At 41.0% G+C, this 17,246-nt stretch carries 11 protein-coding genes and 1 pseudogene; 2 read left to right on the top strand and 10 right to left on the bottom strand.

What is annotated here, in order from left to right; all coding sequences use genetic code 11:
- Nucleotides 1-30: 30 nt before the first annotated feature.
- Nucleotides 31-789, top strand: coding sequence for a tRNA (guanosine(46)-N7)-methyltransferase TrmB (gene trmB, locus RB604_RS00955; RefSeq protein ID WP_005934039.1), 759 nt, complete (start codon nucleotides 31-33; stop codon nucleotides 787-789).
- Between the two features lie 150 nt (nucleotides 790-939).
- Nucleotides 940-2,046 carry an Mrp/NBP35 family ATP-binding protein gene (locus RB604_RS00950; protein ID WP_055295263.1) on the top strand — a complete coding sequence of 369 codons (1,107 nt, stop codon included), beginning with the start codon at nucleotides 940-942 and terminating at the stop codon, nucleotides 2,044-2,046.
- A 286-nt stretch (nucleotides 2,047-2,332) separates the two neighbouring features.
- Here the strand turns inward: RB604_RS00950 and RB604_RS00945 are convergent, their stop codons facing one another.
- From RB604_RS00945 to RB604_RS00900, 10 genes and pseudogenes are all read right to left on the bottom strand, one after another.
- Complete coding sequence (locus RB604_RS00945) at nucleotides 2,333-4,216, bottom strand: TlpA family protein disulfide reductase (protein WP_005934034.1); 1,884 nt, start codon at nucleotides 4,214-4,216, stop codon at nucleotides 2,333-2,335.
- A 144-nt stretch (nucleotides 4,217-4,360) separates the two neighbouring features.
- The gene (locus RB604_RS00940) at nucleotides 4,361-6,397 is read right to left on the bottom strand and encodes a M56 family metallopeptidase (protein ID WP_055295260.1); all 2,037 of its coding nucleotides are present in this window, start codon (nucleotides 6,395-6,397) and stop codon (nucleotides 4,361-4,363) included.
- An 18-nt stretch (nucleotides 6,398-6,415) separates the two neighbouring features.
- Nucleotides 6,416-6,781, bottom strand: coding sequence for a BlaI/MecI/CopY family transcriptional regulator (locus RB604_RS00935; protein WP_005934028.1), 366 nt, complete (start codon nucleotides 6,779-6,781; stop codon nucleotides 6,416-6,418).
- A gap of 137 nt (nucleotides 6,782-6,918) precedes the next feature.
- A pseudogene (locus tag RB604_RS00930) lies at nucleotides 6,919-7,704 on the bottom strand (helix-turn-helix domain-containing protein); the annotation flags it as partial.
- 647 nt (nucleotides 7,705-8,351) lie between these two features.
- Nucleotides 8,352-11,063: a glycosyl hydrolase family 28 protein gene (locus RB604_RS00925; protein ID WP_229103624.1), complete on the bottom strand. Its 2,712-nt coding sequence runs from the start codon at nucleotides 11,061-11,063 to the stop codon at nucleotides 8,352-8,354.
- Between the two features lie 27 nt (nucleotides 11,064-11,090).
- Complete coding sequence (locus tag RB604_RS00920; protein WP_007482499.1) at nucleotides 11,091-12,386, bottom strand: acetylxylan esterase; 1,296 nt, start codon at nucleotides 12,384-12,386, stop codon at nucleotides 11,091-11,093.
- A gap of 17 nt (nucleotides 12,387-12,403) precedes the next feature.
- Nucleotides 12,404-13,810, bottom strand: a complete 1,407-nt coding sequence (locus RB604_RS00915; protein WP_007482497.1) for a glycoside hydrolase family 28 protein — start codon at nucleotides 13,808-13,810, stop codon at nucleotides 12,404-12,406.
- A 57-nt stretch (nucleotides 13,811-13,867) separates the two neighbouring features.
- Entirely contained in the window at nucleotides 13,868-14,965 is a 1,098-nt protein-coding gene (locus tag RB604_RS00910; RefSeq protein WP_005934013.1) for an SGNH/GDSL hydrolase family protein, read from the bottom strand.
- Nucleotides 14,966-15,009: 44 nt separating this feature from the next.
- Nucleotides 15,010-15,399 (bottom strand): SGBP N-terminal domain-containing protein, encoded by a 390-nt coding sequence (locus RB604_RS00905; RefSeq protein ID WP_007482495.1) that lies wholly within the window; start codon nucleotides 15,397-15,399, stop codon nucleotides 15,010-15,012.
- Nucleotides 15,400-15,430: 31 nt separating this feature from the next.
- A complete protein-coding gene (locus tag RB604_RS00900; RefSeq protein WP_227096948.1) occupies nucleotides 15,431-17,239 on the bottom strand; it encodes a RagB/SusD family nutrient uptake outer membrane protein in 1,809 nt (602 codons plus the stop codon).
- Between the last annotated feature and the right edge of the window lie 7 nt (nucleotides 17,240-17,246).

Below are 17,246 nucleotides of genomic sequence, written 5' to 3'. Positions count from 1 at the left end.
GTAACTTTGCAATCTAATTGCAATTATTATATGGGAAAAGGGAAATTAGAGAAATTTGCCGATATGGCAAGTTATCCGCATGTGTTTGAGTATCCTTACTCGGTGGCGGACAATGTGGCTTTTGACATGAAAGGCAAGTGGCATGAAAAGTTTTTCGGCAATGACCGTCCGATTGTGCTTGAATTGGGCTGTGGTCGGGGAGAGTATACCGTAGGACTGGCACAGATGTTTCCCGATAAAAATTTCATCGGTGTCGATATTAAAGGGGCGCGTATGTGGACCGGAGCCACCGATGCCTTGCGATCGGGAATGAAGAATGTAGCCTTTTTGCGTACAAATATCGAGATTATAGACCGCTTCTTTGCTCCGGAAGAGGTGAGTGAAATTTGGCTGACTTTTTCTGATCCGCAGATGAAGAAAGCGACCAAGCGATTGACCTCCACATACTTCATGGAACGCTATCGCCGCTTCCTTAAGCCGGACGGCATTATTCATCTGAAAACAGACAGCAACTTTATGTTTACTTATACCCGCTACATGATTGAGGAAAACCGTTTCCCGGTAGAATTTATTACGGAGGATCTTTATCATTCCGATCTTGTAGATGATATCTTGGGCATTAAAACTTATTATGAACAACAGTGGCTCGATCGTGGTTTAAGTATAAAGTATATCAAGTTCCGGCTTCCCCAAGCAGGAGAATTGCATGAGCCGGACATTGAAATAGAGCTTGATTCGTATCGTAGCTATAACCGTAGCAAGCGGAGCGGATTGCAAACCAGCAAGTAAAGGGATTTACGATTTGACGATTTACGGTTTTGCGATTGATAAATGATGATCTCTAAGTTATCAATCGTCAAATCATCAATCGCCAAATCATAAATCATCGGTCATCATTTATCAATCGTCAAATTGTAAATCGTCAAATCGTAAATAATTATGGCACTTTATCCAAAGTTAATATTAGATGCATTGGCAACAGTGCGTTATCCCGGTACCGGAAAGAATCTTGTTGAAGCCGGTATGGTGGAGGATGACATCCGTATCGAGGGAATGAAAGTTTCTTTTTCCCTTATTTTTGAGAAACCTACCGATCCGTTTATGAAGTCGGTGGTTAAGGCTGCCGAAACGGCTATCCTTACTCATGTAGGCAAAGAAGTGGAAATCGTAGATAATATCAGTGTGAAAACAGTTCAGGCGGCGCGTCCGGAAGTCGGGAAGTTATTGCCGCAGGTAAAAAATATTATTGGTATTTCTTCCGGAAAAGGAGGGGTGGGGAAATCTACCGTAGCTGCCAATCTGGCTGTGGCTCTTGCCAAGTTAGGCTATAAAGTGGGATTGCTGGATGCCGATATTTTCGGTCCTTCTATGCCGAAAATGTTTCAGGTGGAAGACGCCCGTCCGTATGCCGAGAAGATAGACGGGCGTGATATGATCATTCCTGTAGAAAAGTATGGGGTGAAACTTCTTTCCATAGGCTTTTTTGTCGACCCGGATCAGGCTACTTTGTGGCGTGGGGGGATGGCCAGTAATGCATTGAAACAGCTTATTGGCGATGCTGCCTGGGGAGAACTGGATTATTTCCTTATCGATTTGCCGCCGGGTACGAGTGATATCCATCTGACTGTGGTACAGACATTGGCCATGACCGGTGCTGTAGTGGTTAGTACTCCGCAGGCGGTTGCTTTGGCAGATGCCCGCAAAGGTATCAATATGTTTACCAATGACAAGGTAAATGTACCGATTTTGGGTTTGGTGGAGAACATGGCTTGGTTTACTCCTGCCGAACTGCCGGATAATAAATATTATATTTTCGGCCGTGAGGGCGCCAAGAAGTTGGCAGAAGAGATGAATGTACCTTTGTTAGGGCAGATACCTATCGTACAGAGTATCTGTGAAAACGGTGATAAGGGTACTCCTGTTGCATTGGATGAAAATACGATGACCGGTCGCGCTTTCCTATCATTGGCGGCTGCTGTAGTCCGGCAGGTAGATCGCAGGAATGTAGAGAAAGCTCCTACTCAGATTGTAGAAATGCACAAGTAATCCCGAAAAGGGAATGAGATGCTTTCCCGTTACTTTTGCGAGTAAGGCAATGCATGGTTTCTATTTATTGAAACGTTCGGTTCCATCAGTATGAAACGGATGGTTTCTATAGCATGGAACGAACCGTTTCATCTGTATGGAACAATTAGTTTCAACGTATTGAAACTAATGCGGGCGTTATTCAAACCGACACGGGCATTATGACGGTGGTCCGTTAATGGAAGACTTACAATTCCGCCTCTACTGTTTGTATTAGTATACATCCTGTAGAGGCGGAATTTCGTTATTATTTATCAAGTGTTTTCAGTAATTCTTCTTTCATCTTGTCTGTCCCGGGAAATCCGGTTGTTTTGTAGGTAATGTTTCCTTCGCGGTCGACGAGAAGATAGGTAGGCACTCCTCTGATGCTGAATGAATCCATCAGATAACTCCACTGTTCGTCTGTTACCCGAAAGTGCTCACCGTGTATATCCGGTATCATATTTTCCCATGTCCCTTTTGGCGAGGTCTCTCCCGTGAGATACACATAAACGATGTCTTTGTCTTTCAGCTCTTCTTTCATGGGGATCATTGCCTTATTTGCCGTGCGGCACGGACCACACCAGGTTGCCCAAAAATCCACCAGTAATGTATGTCCGCGATATTTGGAAATGATGGAAGCGAACAAATCCTCATTACTGACTTCTCCCGCCTCATTGATGGTGAATCCGGTCTTCTTTTTATTCTGTTCTATTTTAGCTAAAAGTTCGGTATTCTTCTCTTTCACGGTTTCCAGATAGGCCGGATTGTCCAAACCTGCAATCTGTGCCAGTTGTTCCTCGGATGCGGGAGTAAATTCACTGATCCCGTTGAGTACGTTTGCTACTATAGATAAGTCGAAATAAATACCTTTGTCCGTTCCGAGTGCTTTGCCGAATGCTTTTCTGAATGTCTGGCTTGCGGTAAGGCGTGCATATTGGGGGGTATAGAGAGCTTCCGGAGTGTTGAGGTTGGAGAAATCCTTTAATAGATCGTAGAAATTATCCGGGAGTTGCACCGGATTGTTCTTTACATACTCCTTACTTGCTTCACCTTCCAGCTTATAATTAACGATATGCACACGTTGTACAATTTGAGGAACGAACATAAGGAGGGATGCTGCCGATGCATTCACTGCATTGTGAAGCACTGCCTTGCAGGCTTTTGTGGCTTTCAAATTTTCTATCTCCCGGAGTTTGCTTTGCTGTTTTTCCAGAATATAGGCCTTTACTTCTTCTGCATTCTTATCTTTTAGTTCTTGAATGAATAGCGGGTAATCAGAATCTATTTCAGTTTGGAAGTTCAGTTTATTGATTTCGGCCGATAATCCGGCTAAGTATCCTCCGTAGTAAACGTTTGCTTCATCGGATTTCTTTTCTCTGTGTAACTTGGATTGGCGGCGACAGATTTCACGTTGGTTGATAAAGATATTTGTTTTTTCTCCGGGAGCTAATAAGAGGCTGATGGCACCGGATCCGGTGTACATGATGGCAGGAGTAGTGGTCAATACCGGTATCTCTTCAGAAAAACTGCCGTCATCTTTTATTTTTATCTTTACTTTCTGATTCAGGTTCAAGGCCCCGGAGAGGTAAATGGTAAAGTCAGAGGATGCTCCTGGGTGATAATTGAGGAAGCAACCTTCTAACAGGGCTTTTCCTTTTTGGATGGCAGGGATGGGGAGGGACGATAACTTCTTGACGCGTACTGTTGCTTCTGCCGGCAACTTTAGTTTGGGAAGTTCGCCGTCCAGTCGGATACCCCAGATTTTGAAAGCACCTTCTGTATCGCCTTCCGAGAAATCAATGGAGGTGACCGTTTCGGGCAAGGGTGGGAAGACGAGTTTAAATTCTGCCTGTCCGGATTCCGGCATCCAGAATTCCTGGTCGGGAGCAATGCCTATGCCGTAGCGAAGAGGGTATAATTCTCCGTCATCTCCTTTCAGAAAACTACCGGATGCTATTCTTATCCAGTTTTTGGGGCGGTAGAACGCTTTGATGTGCAATACGGTGGCTGTGTCGCTCAGTGCCACTTTGTCTACTTCGATACTTGTAGAGCTCCAATCGGAAAAGGGAGGCTGTTCAATCATTTTTTCTTGGGCTTGCGTATATGCCACATTTAGTAGAAAGCAGGCAATGAGCGCTAATTGTTTCATGGTATATTCATTTATAGAGTTATATACAAAAATAAGAATTATATAGTTAGAATCTGTGTTTTGTGTATAAAAAAAGAAGAAGTGCGCCATAAAGTAATGGGCCCTTCTTCCTTTTTCAATTAATGTAGTGTAAGAGAGAGTTTTTTACTGGAGTTTGAAGTTGATGGGGAGCGTGTATTGCACGGCTACCGCTTCTCCTTTATTTTTCCCGGGTTCCCAACGTGGCATGCCTGTTACTACGCGTATTGCTTCTGCGTCCAACGAGGGTGACACGCTTTGCGCGATCCTCGGACTGGTAACACGGCCCTCCTTATCGACTATGATCTGTACGACCACGCGTCCTTGCGTTTTACTTTTCTGGGCATCGACCGGGTATTTGATGTTTTTGGCCAGATAGCGCATCAGACCTTCGGTTCCACCGGGGTATTTAGGCATTTCTTCTGCATTCTCGAGAATAGTATCCGATGCATCTGTAGCTGTGTTTTCGTCAGCGGCATACGCTACTACGACAACTTCGTCCAGTTTGCTGTTTTTTATTTCTTCCGCTTCCGGTTCGCTCAGTTTGAAGAGGATGGGAACGGTATAGCGGACACGTACTTCTTTTCCTCTTTGAGTGCCGGGAGTCCATTTAGGCATGGTCGATAATACCCGTATGGCCTCTGCATCCACTTCCGGACTGACAGATCGTACAATTGTCGGCGTACTGATCGATCCGTCTTTTTCTACAACAAAACCGGCGATAACCCGTCCTTGGATTCTTTCCTGATGTGCTTTTGCAGGATAACGCAGGTTTTGGCTTATATATTCCATCAGAGCCGTTTGCCCTCCGGGAAAAACAGGCATTTTTTCAACAATGTCGAATACCTCCAAATTTTCCTCCATTTTCTTTCTGGCAGCTGCACTTAGAAGCACTATCTTCAGATTGAGACGGTCTTGGTTTTTGATATTCATAGAAGCAGAAATGTCTTTATTGTCAATGGTAATCGTGGTGATGCCCTCTATTGCAGTGAAAGAAAAATTACCATTGGCGTCTGTTTTTGTATTCGGAATATTTATTTTCTGAAAAGTCCCGTCATTCAGAATTTCTGCTCCTAATGTGGCGTTAGCCAGTCCTTTTCCAGTGTCGTCAACTACTACTCCTTTGTATTCCACTTTTTTTTCCTGGAGGGGAGTTGTTGTCGGAGTTGTCGGTTCGGAGGTTTCTGCGGCAACAGGTTGTAGCGTTTCGCCTGTTTGCCCTGTTTTCTCTTCAACAGCCTGTATCACATCTTTGGCAAAATCCTTTGTTGTCCGGGCCACTGCCTCGATGTTACTGATTATCATCAGCAGGGCAGCCAGTGGAAGAAACATCAGATATTTGGTTCTTCCTATCTCTTTCGTTCTTTTTTTATTCATCATTGTAATTCGGTTTTTGAGTGGTAAAACATTGAAACTATTATAAAGAGTTGCTGCAGCCTTATGATGAGCCAGTCCCAACAAGTGATACTGGTATGTTTTATGATCATATCCTGTTTGTAATACATGCTGGTCGGCCATGTATTCCAGATTGTTTCGTATTTCGCGTTTCATGAGCCAGGCAAAAGGATTGAACCAACAAGCGATGCACATCCATTCTCCGAATACTACGTCCGCCGAGTGTATTTGCCGGGCATGGGTAAGTTCGTGTACCAGTACTTCGGCCAATTCTTCTTCCGTATGTGATTCCGGATGAATGAAGATCCAATGGAAAAAGGAGAATGGACCGCTTGCTTTATTCAGGGCATATATACGTACACCTTGTATTTGCATTGCTTTACATCGTATCCTTAAACGGATGATACTGATTAGCTGTACTATGAAACGAATGGAGAAGAGGATTACTCCACACAGATAAATCGCCTTTAGCGACGTGAGCGTTATGTCTTGCCAATTGATACCGGCGGTTATCGTCACTTCATCAAATACAATTTCCGGAAGCAGTGTCGTGGCATAAAGGTCGGCCATTGCTACCATAGGCTCGTGTGCTTTCACCCATTCTTGCAGATTGAGCATCGGGTAGAGGAGTGAAACCCCGAAAAAGCAGAGTAGTGCCGTCCGCCGCCAATGAAAAAAGGTATCCTTGTACAAGAACAACCGGTAAAAGGCGTAGAATAGTGCAATGCCTACGTTGATTTTCAGAAAATATGCAAGTTCCGGAGTCATGATTTTACTGTTTATTCGTTATTCTTCTTTACCTTTTTCAATCATGTCGATGATCTCTTTCAAGTCGCTGGTCGAGATTTTCTGGTCTTTGGCAAAAAAGGAAACCATCTCTTTATAGGAATTCTCAAAGTAATTCCGTACTACTCCGCTCATAAAACTTCGTTTGTATTCGCTTTCCCGTATGGCGGGAGTGTATTGATAGGTATTACCTACGCGCCGGGCCGTTACATACCCTTTTCGCTCAAGGTTTTTTACTATCGATGCAATGGTAGTATAAGGAGGAGCAGGTGGTTCGAATTTGGCCACTATCTCTTTTACAAAACAGTTTTCCAGTTCCCAGATGTAAATCATCACTTCTTCTTCTTGTATAGTTAGCTTTTCCATGGAGTTTGTTTAATTACGATTATGATGCAAATCTACGAAACTTTCGTAATTAAACAATAGTCAATGGGTTAAATAATGCAAATAGGGGAGAAGTATATGTCCGGACGAAAGTTTGTTTTTGTGTAATGTTTCCTTTTTCAGTTAGATAAAGAGTTGTCTTTCTGCTTATTGGTCTCCCTGTATTCCTTTGGAGTCTGGTTGTAGCGTTTGGCAAATGCTCTATAAAAGTGAGAGCGGTTTGTGAAAGCCGTTTGATACATAACCTCTTGTATTGTTAAAGTTGTGGTGAGTAATAGTTTGGCTGCATAATTGATTTTTTGTTCTTTTATAAAATCTTTTGGAGGCAGCTGATTCAGGTTTTTGAATTTGCGATACATGTTTCGGCTGCTTGTCTGCATGGCGGCAGCCAATTCTGTGGGACCGAACGATATGTTGTCCATATTATCATTAATTATTTCTGTGGCAGTTTGCAGATACTCCTTGTCTTCTTTGGATAGTAACTGCCCATGACTGAAGTCGAACGCACTGGCAGAACTCGTATAGTATTGCTTCAGATCTTTTTGTCTTTTGATAAGTTGTTTGACTAAGACTCTTAAGTATTCGTTATTGAAAGGTGTGGAGATATAAGCATCTGCTCCTGATTCGATGGCTTTTATCTTTTCATCGGTTGTATTCTGGTCGGATAGAACGATTAATGGAATATGTACTGTGTACTTGTTGTTTTTTATTTGTTCGGTTAGGATAATTCCATTAATGTTAGGTACTGTAATGTCTATAATTATCAGATTTGGGGGTTCCTGTTTCACCATAGATAGTCCTTCCTCGCTATTTGGGGCGGTAAAAATTGTGTATTCATCGGATAGCATATTTTTTAGTGTGTCTGGAATGCCCTTATTACTGCTAATTATTAAAACTGTAATTTCGGCTTTTGGATATTCACTTTTGAAGTTTGTGCTGATAGGTTCTTTTATGGTTATATTACTTTTAAGCATAGGGTCGGAAGCCTTCTCCAAAAAGGCAGACGGTTTTTCTGTAATGGTTGGTTGCGGTAAGATAATGGCAGCTTGTGGTTGTTGATAAGGCATATCTGATAGTTTGCCAATAGACATTTTCGGTTCGTATTTTTGCTTGGCATAACGAAGTATTCCAATGATAACACTTAATACGAATAACGTATAAATAATGTATGCTGCCATTATCGGATACCATAGGGGAAGAGTCATGATATAAAAACTATGCAGTAACTTTTTATTATGAAAGAAACTGTATGCTGCTTTTGGAGTATAGTTACTGGAAGAGATGTTGATGGATAGTGCTTGATTAAGGTCTGTAAGTGTTTGAGTTCCGTTTTGAAAGATACCGGTAGTTGAACTGCTGGATAAGTTATTCCAACTGTTTACCTGTTTGGCCGGGGAGGCAAATATATCTTTTACAGAGCATAAAAGAAATAGCAATAGTAAAGTTTGGATATATTTTTTCATGAGTATTCTGTTTACTTAAAGTTTAAACCCTCATGAGAATTTACCATGACTTTTATTCTCATGAGGATTTTAACAAGGAGCTTTATAGCTTATTGGTATATTACCTTGCGCACAATATTACCTTTATCGGTTTGGATAGAGATGATATATATGCCGCGTTCCGGCAGGTCAATATTGATATTATTATTTGTGGTATTACCGTTCTGTCTTGTAGAATAAATTGTTTTTCCGGAAATATCAATGACGTCTACCTTTATATAATTTTCTACATTAGGCAGAATATTCAAAGATCCGTTTTGGAATGTTATCTGGAAATCTTTACCTTCAACAATCGGAGATATGCCGGTTATTTCTCCTCCGGTTACGTCATCGAATACATAATCCGGACGTACATCAGCTCCTGTCAAGTTAAATTTTACATTTTCGAACTTCACATTATTGGCATGTCGTACATAAAAGCCATAAGCCGGCAATGCTTTTCCAAACATGTTGGATTCCGGATAGGCATCAATCATTTCCGGAATACTTGCATTGGCATCGTTTATTGTACCGCCACCGGGTAAGGTGATCTCTACATTTTTGATTAATACATTATCGATAATTCCTCCCGGCACACCTACAATTGAACTGGCTACTTTACTGACGCAAGTGGCTTTGATATCTGAAATTACTACGTTTTTCAGTTCACTCATTTTTGCGGAACCTTCACGTTTTCCTAATCGGAGGAAAATAGCCGTATGTACATCTTTCATTTGGATATTTGATATCGTGACACCGTCTAATACTCCTCCATTTACTGATTCCAAGGCTATACCGGAGATAGTTGAAGGTCCTTGGAGAGTTATGCCGCACCAGGCAAGCTTGTCACTTTCATAGTGTTTACGGAAATTGTCTTCACTGGCTTTTTCTATTACACAATCGGTATATGTGATGTTTTTGAATCCGGTTTTTCCTGCAGTTCCTAATTTTATTGCATTGCAATTAGTCCGTATTGTACAATTTTTTACAGTAACATTTTCTACGAAAATTCCTCGGTCGCTTTTCATGCATATGCCGTCATCGTCACAGTCAATATAGCAATCTTCGATTTCTACATTTCTGGAGTCAATGTCCAATCCGTCATTATTCCAATTTGAATGGCTGTAGATTTTTACTCCTTTTATTTTTACTCCATCGCACAGCAGGAAATGAGCTGTCCAAAAAGCAGAGTTTTGTAAGGTTACATTCTCTACAACCACGTCTTTACAATTAACAAAATGAAGTACTTTAGGACGATCGCCTTTGCTATTGCCGAATTGGAAGTCGGGGGCAGTTCCACGTCCGTCAATTAACCCCGGCCCTATTACTTTTACATTTTCAATATTCTTACCGAATACCAAAGCGCTGGTTTCGATAGCACCGGCTTCGGGGAATGCATCACGGTAGTCTTGAATAGTACGGCTTCCTAATAATTGTGCACCCTCTTCCAGTTTTAATGTCATGTTGGAACGTAAAAAGATGGGACGGATCGAGTAACGGCCTTTAGGTACGATAACCGTTGCTTTTTTCATAGAACAAGCATCAATAGCCTGTTGCATTAACTCTGTGACATCATCTCGTCCATTATTTGATACCCCACAAGATTCTACTACATTCAGTTCTCCTCCTTTAGGAACCAAGTCGACAAATGGATTATCCGACTCTACTCCTAAATTATATTCGTCAACGGGCTGTTTGGATAATGAAACTGTTTTCAGTACAGGAAGTTGGTATGCTTCATTTCCCAAAGTCCATACCGACTCAAAATCCCAGCCATCATAAGTTGATTGTATTGCTAATTCTTCTGCATCTTTATCCTGTCCGTTCTTGCCATTGGCATCAGTGCTTGAGAAGGGAGCGTCATTGATGATGCATCCTGAAAAAGCGAGGTTGTTGCTTAGTGTTATTTTATCTTGTTTGGCCCAGGCAAAGATACGGCTGGGAGTTGCGTCACGCACAGTGATTGTTTTATTAATAGCAACGCAGTTGGAGATTGTTGCATTCATTTGTTCGATGGAAGCATCCGGTGCGCTGACTGTACCTAATATGCCACCGGTAGATCCACCGCCATCTACTTGAATATTGTTTAAAACATAGCATTTGTCAATGAGAGTTGTACATGCTCCGTAAGAACTTCCCATGATACCGCCAACTCCATCAGCCGTTGCAAAAACATTTCCTTTTACATAACAATTGACGATTGAGATGTTTTGGTTATTATTCCTTCCGACAATAGCACCTACTAAGTTTCCTTTTGATTCTACATTTCCTGCTACATATACCTCTTCTATCTGGGTCTGTTTATTACCTTCCACCGCAGTAGAAAGTCCGGTAAGGATACCTACATTACTGGTTCCGGTAATTCTTTTGCCGTCTGCAATGATTATTGCTAATCTTTTTATAGTGACGTTACCGCCGACAGCTCCGAAGAAGCCTACATTTTCAGAATCCATACTTATCCAGATATTCTCGATAGCATGTCCATTGCCATCAAAATTTCCAGTAAAAGGTGTGGCAGATGTTCCTATAGGTTGCCAACCGGTTTCTGGGGAATTTGTTTCAATCCATGTCGATAAGTCGATATCAGCCTCTAATTTGTAATGGGCGGCCAAATTATTTCTCATATTATTCAGTTCGTCAGCCGTGCTGATGACAAAAGGATCTTCCATTGTTCCTGTACCGGAAGAAAAATCGATAGCCCATGTATTGAACGATATACCAGTACAGAGAATGAGGGACGTCCCCCAATACCTTAGAGATTCAAACATTTTTATCTTTTTCATAATACTTAAATATATAAAATTAAACAATTATTTTTTGGGGGCTTTCAATAGTTCTTCACCCCATTTCCATGCTTCTTCCCATAATTCCGGATAGTTATAATGTTCTGTTTCCGGTGCCGGTATAAAAGTCTTGGGTGAGGAAATACTATTATATACAGCGTATGATGTTGTAGGAGGGCATACCATATCGTTATATCCGAAAGAGAAGAACACTGGCTTATTTAGTATCCGGGCAAAATTGGTAACGTCATAATATGCCATTACCTGCTCTTTCTTTCTAATAATGGGATCGTTTATATGTTTATCTTTAAAATAGTGTGGCCAACCTCCGGCTCTTCCGTGTAGATAGCCGTTCAGATCTGCTAATGCAGGAAAAAAAACGACACAGCCTGTTACCCGGTTGTCCAATGCAGCTGTTATGAGCGATAGTGCACCGCCTTGGCTACCGCCATAAACAATAAGGTCACCATTGAACTCTTGCATAGAGTATATATAGTCGATCATACGGATACAGCCGAGATATACACGTTTATAATACACCATATCTCGATCTTCCCAGTTAAAATTCCAATATTTATCGAGAGAACCGGACCGTAGGTTGTGGTATACGGAAGCCGGCATGGTCACAGGTATTCCATGTATTCCGATATCCAATGTTATGTATCCTTTTTCCGCTTCGGCAATATGTCCTTCATAGGGACGGACACCGGCTCCCGGAAGCCGCAATAGAGCAGGGCATTTTTTCTCGGTTTTAGGTATACAAAGTATTCCGAACATACGGCTGCCACGCTGGAAAGATTGTACGCTTAATTCATATACATCTACTTTGGAGGTACATTTTTCGGGAAGTAGACGTAAACAGGGATTCATTGCTATCTCTTTGTTCCCGGCTTTTGCCTGTTCCCAGAAAAGTTGGAAATCGGCCGGCATTTCAGTTGTTGGCAAGAGAGTGTGTGGTTCATATCCGGCCGTACCTCTGCCTTCATATGTATTTCCCTTTATCGTTACAAAAGCCCGGCAGCGTAAGAAACCGGCCTTTCGTAAAGTTCCTGCATTGATAGTGGTTATTCCGTCTTTTAATAGGAGTTCTTTTTGTTTAAAAGGCTCTAACATATCTTGGGATAACTCATAGCGTATTTTTATTCCTTTCATTGGAATACCGTCCTTGGTTACAGTGACGGTAAACACAGCATCTTTTCCTAATTTATAAAGCCAGTTTTCACTGTTCGGAACCACTGAAACCTGAATCATCTGTTTCATGGGCTGTGCGATACAACCCCATGAATAGCAGATAAAAAGAAATAATATATTTAATTTTTTCATAATTTGTAATTGTTATATTATTCCTTTTTTAATGTTACCTTCGCATTGTTGAGCGTACATCCTTGTTGGGTGAAGTTCTTTACGTCGTTAAGATGGAACATCGGACGTTCGTCTTTATTTGTCGTAGTCATCTTTATATTGTTAAAAGCAATACCATTTACATGGCGTACGTAGAAACCGGAAGCCGGTAAGATCGTTCCGAACATTCTGTTTTCGGGGTATTTATCAATTGCTTCGGGGACTTTTAAATCAATATCTGTTTTTGCTACTTCAGCATCGGTAACTAAAATTACATCGCTGATAACAATGTTTTTGATATCACCACCCGGAACTCCTGTTATTGAACAGGCTATTTTTCCTTCACTACGAGCAATGATGCGGCTTATCATTACATCATTAATGCGACTCATTTGCTTGCTGAAAGTCCTTTTGCGATCACCTAAGCGGACAAATATCGGAGTTTGTACTCCTTGCATCGCTATATCCGAAATAGAAACATTCTCAATGATCCCTCCGTCTACAGATTCTAATGCAATACCTGCTACTACTGTTTTATGTTTAGTTCCAATCCATGGATAATTTTTGTACCATTGGCGAATGTGATCTTCGGATGCTCTGTCTATTGTACAGTTTGAAATTGTGACATTTTTGAATCCGCTATAAGAAGATGTCCCGAATTTGATAGCATTACAGTTTGATTTTAAAACACAATTGGTGACAGTAACATTTTCGCATGGAGTATCTGTGTCGCTTTTCAGGCATAATGCATCATCGTCACAGTCGATGTAGCAATCTGAAACCACTACGTTGCGGCTGTCAATATCAAGACCGTCGTTGTTCCAGTTTGCATGGCTGTAAACTTTTACCCCACGTACAATAACACCGTTGCACTTCTCATAGTCCTGTGTCCAATAAGCCGAATTGCGCAGAGTAACATCTTGCACCCGAACATTATTACAACCGATAAAGTAAATGATTTTGGGACGTCTGGGACCTCCTTTCGAATCGTTTCCGTGTTGGAAATTTTGATGTGCGCCTTGTCCGTTAATAGTACCTGAACCCGTAATAGCGATGTTGGCGACTCCACGTGCAAAAATTAGTGCCGGGCTTTCTTTGCCTTTCAATTCAGGAAATACTTTATGGTAAGAATCCAAATCGGTACTACCTAAAAGTTCTGCTCCAAAATGTAAGTGCAGGTTCACATTTGATTTTAAAAAGAGGGTTCTGGTTAAAAAATGCCCGGATGGAATTTCTACGGTTCCCCCTTTGCGGGCTGAGCAATCGTCTATCGCTTTTTGTATGAAAGCTGTGTTGTCAGTAATTCCATCTCCTTTTGCCCCCAGTGTGGTAATGTCAACCGTATATGCAAAAGTTGGTAGTATGTAAAAACAAACAATCAATGTTATTAAAATTCTTCTCATCATAAGCTGATTTTATTTTTATAATATAAGATTAATACTGTCAGGACGACTTTGATGTTTTTAAAATATCAATTCATTCTCTTGTAATATATTCATTAATACCGGTTCCAAAAAGTTGACCATTCGCTGAAAGCCTAAATCATTGGGATGTATTCCATCACCGGTTCCTTCATGGTCATGGCCTATTAAATCTTCCCCTCTGATGAAATAAAGTTTCTTGATGCCATCATGTTGAAGTTGTTCTATTTGTTGTTGGATTGTTTTGTCTTTTATGCGTAAATCGTTTTTTATTTTCAAATTAAAGTTTCCTATATCCATTGCAATGCTTTGCATGACAATAATAGGAGCTTTCGCGTGTTTTGCTCTGATGGTTCTGACCAGATAACCCGTGCGTTCGGCAATCTGTTTTGCAGTTGCATTGGGAACGCAATCTAATATATAGGCATCGGCTTCTATGTCAGCTAAACAGTCGGCCATACTGTTCTCCATACGGGCATTGCCGCTGAATCCCAAGTTGATGAAATTAATACCTGTGCGGCGCGATAATTTTGCTACATAGGTTGTTCCCGCACGTGAAGCTTCTGCACCATGTACAATGCTTGAACCGTAAATCAGAATCTTCTTTTTAAATGGATAATCGATTGCCGATATATTTGCACTTTCTTTTATACCGATTCTTAATGATTTGATTTCACTAAATAAAGGTAGGTACAGCAAACATTCTTTTTCTGTATTATCCATTTCTTGCACAATCACATATTCGCTTCGGGTGTTTTGCGGTGTCGGTTTACCGACACCTGCAAACTCCCATTTTCCATTTCGTTTTATATATAAGTCTAATCCGCTATGGGCAATGTCCGATAAGTTTTGTGAGGGCTTGTCCGGTTTAACTTCCCAGTTAGCTGCAATAATCGGGCTATTCGTCTTGAATCCGATAGCTAATCCACATGAGAGTGTAGAGAGATATTTAACCTTTGGAGACAAATCTTTATACAGAGCCGTATCGATTCGATGATAATATTCCGTGTTAGGCTGTGCTTTACCAACCATCAGTAATTTTTGAGCATCGACATATTTTAATGTTTGTGCTGTGAATTCACCGGAAAGTAGTAAAAGCACAATTCCTAAACAGACTTTTTTATATAAAACTTTATCCATCGGATGGTGGTTTATTTATCATTTTGTTAAATGTTAGCATATCATCATTGACCATCCTGAGGCGATGTGGCCACATGGATCGTCCAGCTTTTCTGGACAATCCCGTTTGGTGAGGTAACCGTATACTTTTTGGGAGAACTTAAGTCAGTAAAACCATTTATTACCGGAGTGAGAGAAGCTCCGGTAGATATGGTTAATACTAATCTCAAATGAGTCAGATCGGTTCCTTCGGGTACGAATGCATATACCGATGCATTTTCTGTGTCTATTTCGAAAGACTCAATGATATTAACAGGTTTATCGCTTACAGCATAAAGGGTGATACCGGTTATTGCAGCAGTCTCATAAGCATCGTTAATTTTATAGTCGATTTTAGAGCAAGCTGTCACTGCCACATACAGGGAAGTGAATAATATATATATCAACTTTTTCATAACTTTTTCTTTTTGTTTATTCATTAGCTATTTACCATCCCGGATTCTGGTGTCCTACCAATTTAGGATTACGATTGATCGCATGTTGTGGTATAGGTAACAGATAATTTTTCTGTGTGTCGAAAATCCTTTCAAAATATATAGCACGAGGGTTGTAGAGTGGAGTTGAAACAGAGGTCGGTACTTTTTCTGGCGGCTCTTGATAGGTAATTTCCATTTTATAGAAAGGACCTGTCAGGCTTTTATCCCCAATTTTCCAACGCATGATGTCAAAATATCTTTTATTTTCAAAGGCCAGTTCTACACGCCGTTCATTGCGGATCTGTTTACGCATATCTTCTTGTCCCAATCCGGAAATTTCCGGTTGTCCGGCGCGACGGCGCACTGCATTAATAGCATCATATATTGACTGATCAGGGCCTGATACTTCATTTTTAGCTTCAGCATAAGTCAATAATATTTCGGCATAACGTAGCACTATTAAATTGCCTCCCTCTCCATCCATGTTCATGTACCTGTTCTTGGTACCACAACTGACAGTTTCGTTTTGATGTTTACGGATGAAATAACCGGTTTTGGTGGATTCTACTTTCGAACAGTACATTCCATTGGGTAGATTGTCTGTTATATTTTTCCATTTTCTCCGGTCGTTCTCATCCCATATATAACGGTTGACGCTGAATGAGAGTGTCGAATCTTTCCATACTACTCCATCGTATAAAATGGAGGCATAGAATCGGGCATCCCGATTCTCATATGGATGTGCTGCTTGTTCGGGATTATTCCAGTCGAAAGGTGTTCCGTTTTGCATTTCGAAAGCATCGACCAGCATTTGTGAAGGATTGGAACATCCCCAGCCGTAATCACTGCCGATACCCGGATAACCTGGAGCTGCAATAGTTTGATATCCTTGTTGATGGCGATCAGGGTTTTTGTATTGTACATCAAAAATAACCTCTTCGTTACCTTCGTATTCTTCTAAAAAAAGATTGGCAAAATTCTCTGCTTTCTTACTTAGCTTTTTGGTTGTAGATTTTTCATTAGGATCTCCATCGTTTTCGCGAAACAAACGATACTCTCCTTTCAGTTCACCGGTTATTAATATGTCGGCGGTATTTGCTGCATCTTCATAATATTTAGCGTCAATAACACCGGCTGCATGGAGATAAGCAACGGCTTGGAAACCGATAGCTGCCCCTTTGGTTGCCCTACCATACTCCTCGGCCGGAAGTTCCGAACGTTTAGGCAAACGATTTGCTGCTTCCTTAAGGTCTTCGATAATGAATTCTAAAGTTTCTTTGGACGAACTCCTCGAATAGTAAATATCGTCTACGTCTTTATTCAGTGTCTTTTTTATCAGTGGTACACCACCCCAAAAACGCCAGAGTTCTAAATAATTGATAGCACGTAGGAAATACATATCTCCCATGAAACGTTCTTTTTCGGCTTCAGTCAGGACTTCAGAAACTTTTATTTTTTCCAATCCGAGATTTGTCCTGCGGATGTTTTCATATAAAGCATCCCATCTGCTTTTAAAAGGTTCGGGCAGTGTTGCTGCTGTGAAACTGAATTCCGATAGGGAGATAAATCCTGAGATTCCCATATCGTCTGTCCAAGCGTGATCGAACGAATACCAGTCTCTGATCCCTTTAGTCATACAGTATAAAGGACCATCTAATGTTTTGTTGTAGGTTTCGTTTACGTATAGGCCGGTAGCTGATTTGCTTGACCAAACGGCTTCATCGGTAATAGATGTTCTGGATTCTATGTCCATAAAGTCGGTACATGAACTGAAGAACGCTATTATCCCGGCAGTAATAAATATCATTATTTTTTTCATGATTGCT

It is taken from the genome of Bacteroides salyersiae, from assembly GCF_031172035.1.
GTDB lineage: Bacteria > Bacteroidota > Bacteroidia > Bacteroidales > Bacteroidaceae > Bacteroides > Bacteroides salyersiae.
This window is presented reverse-complemented; position numbering and strand designations above follow the sequence as displayed.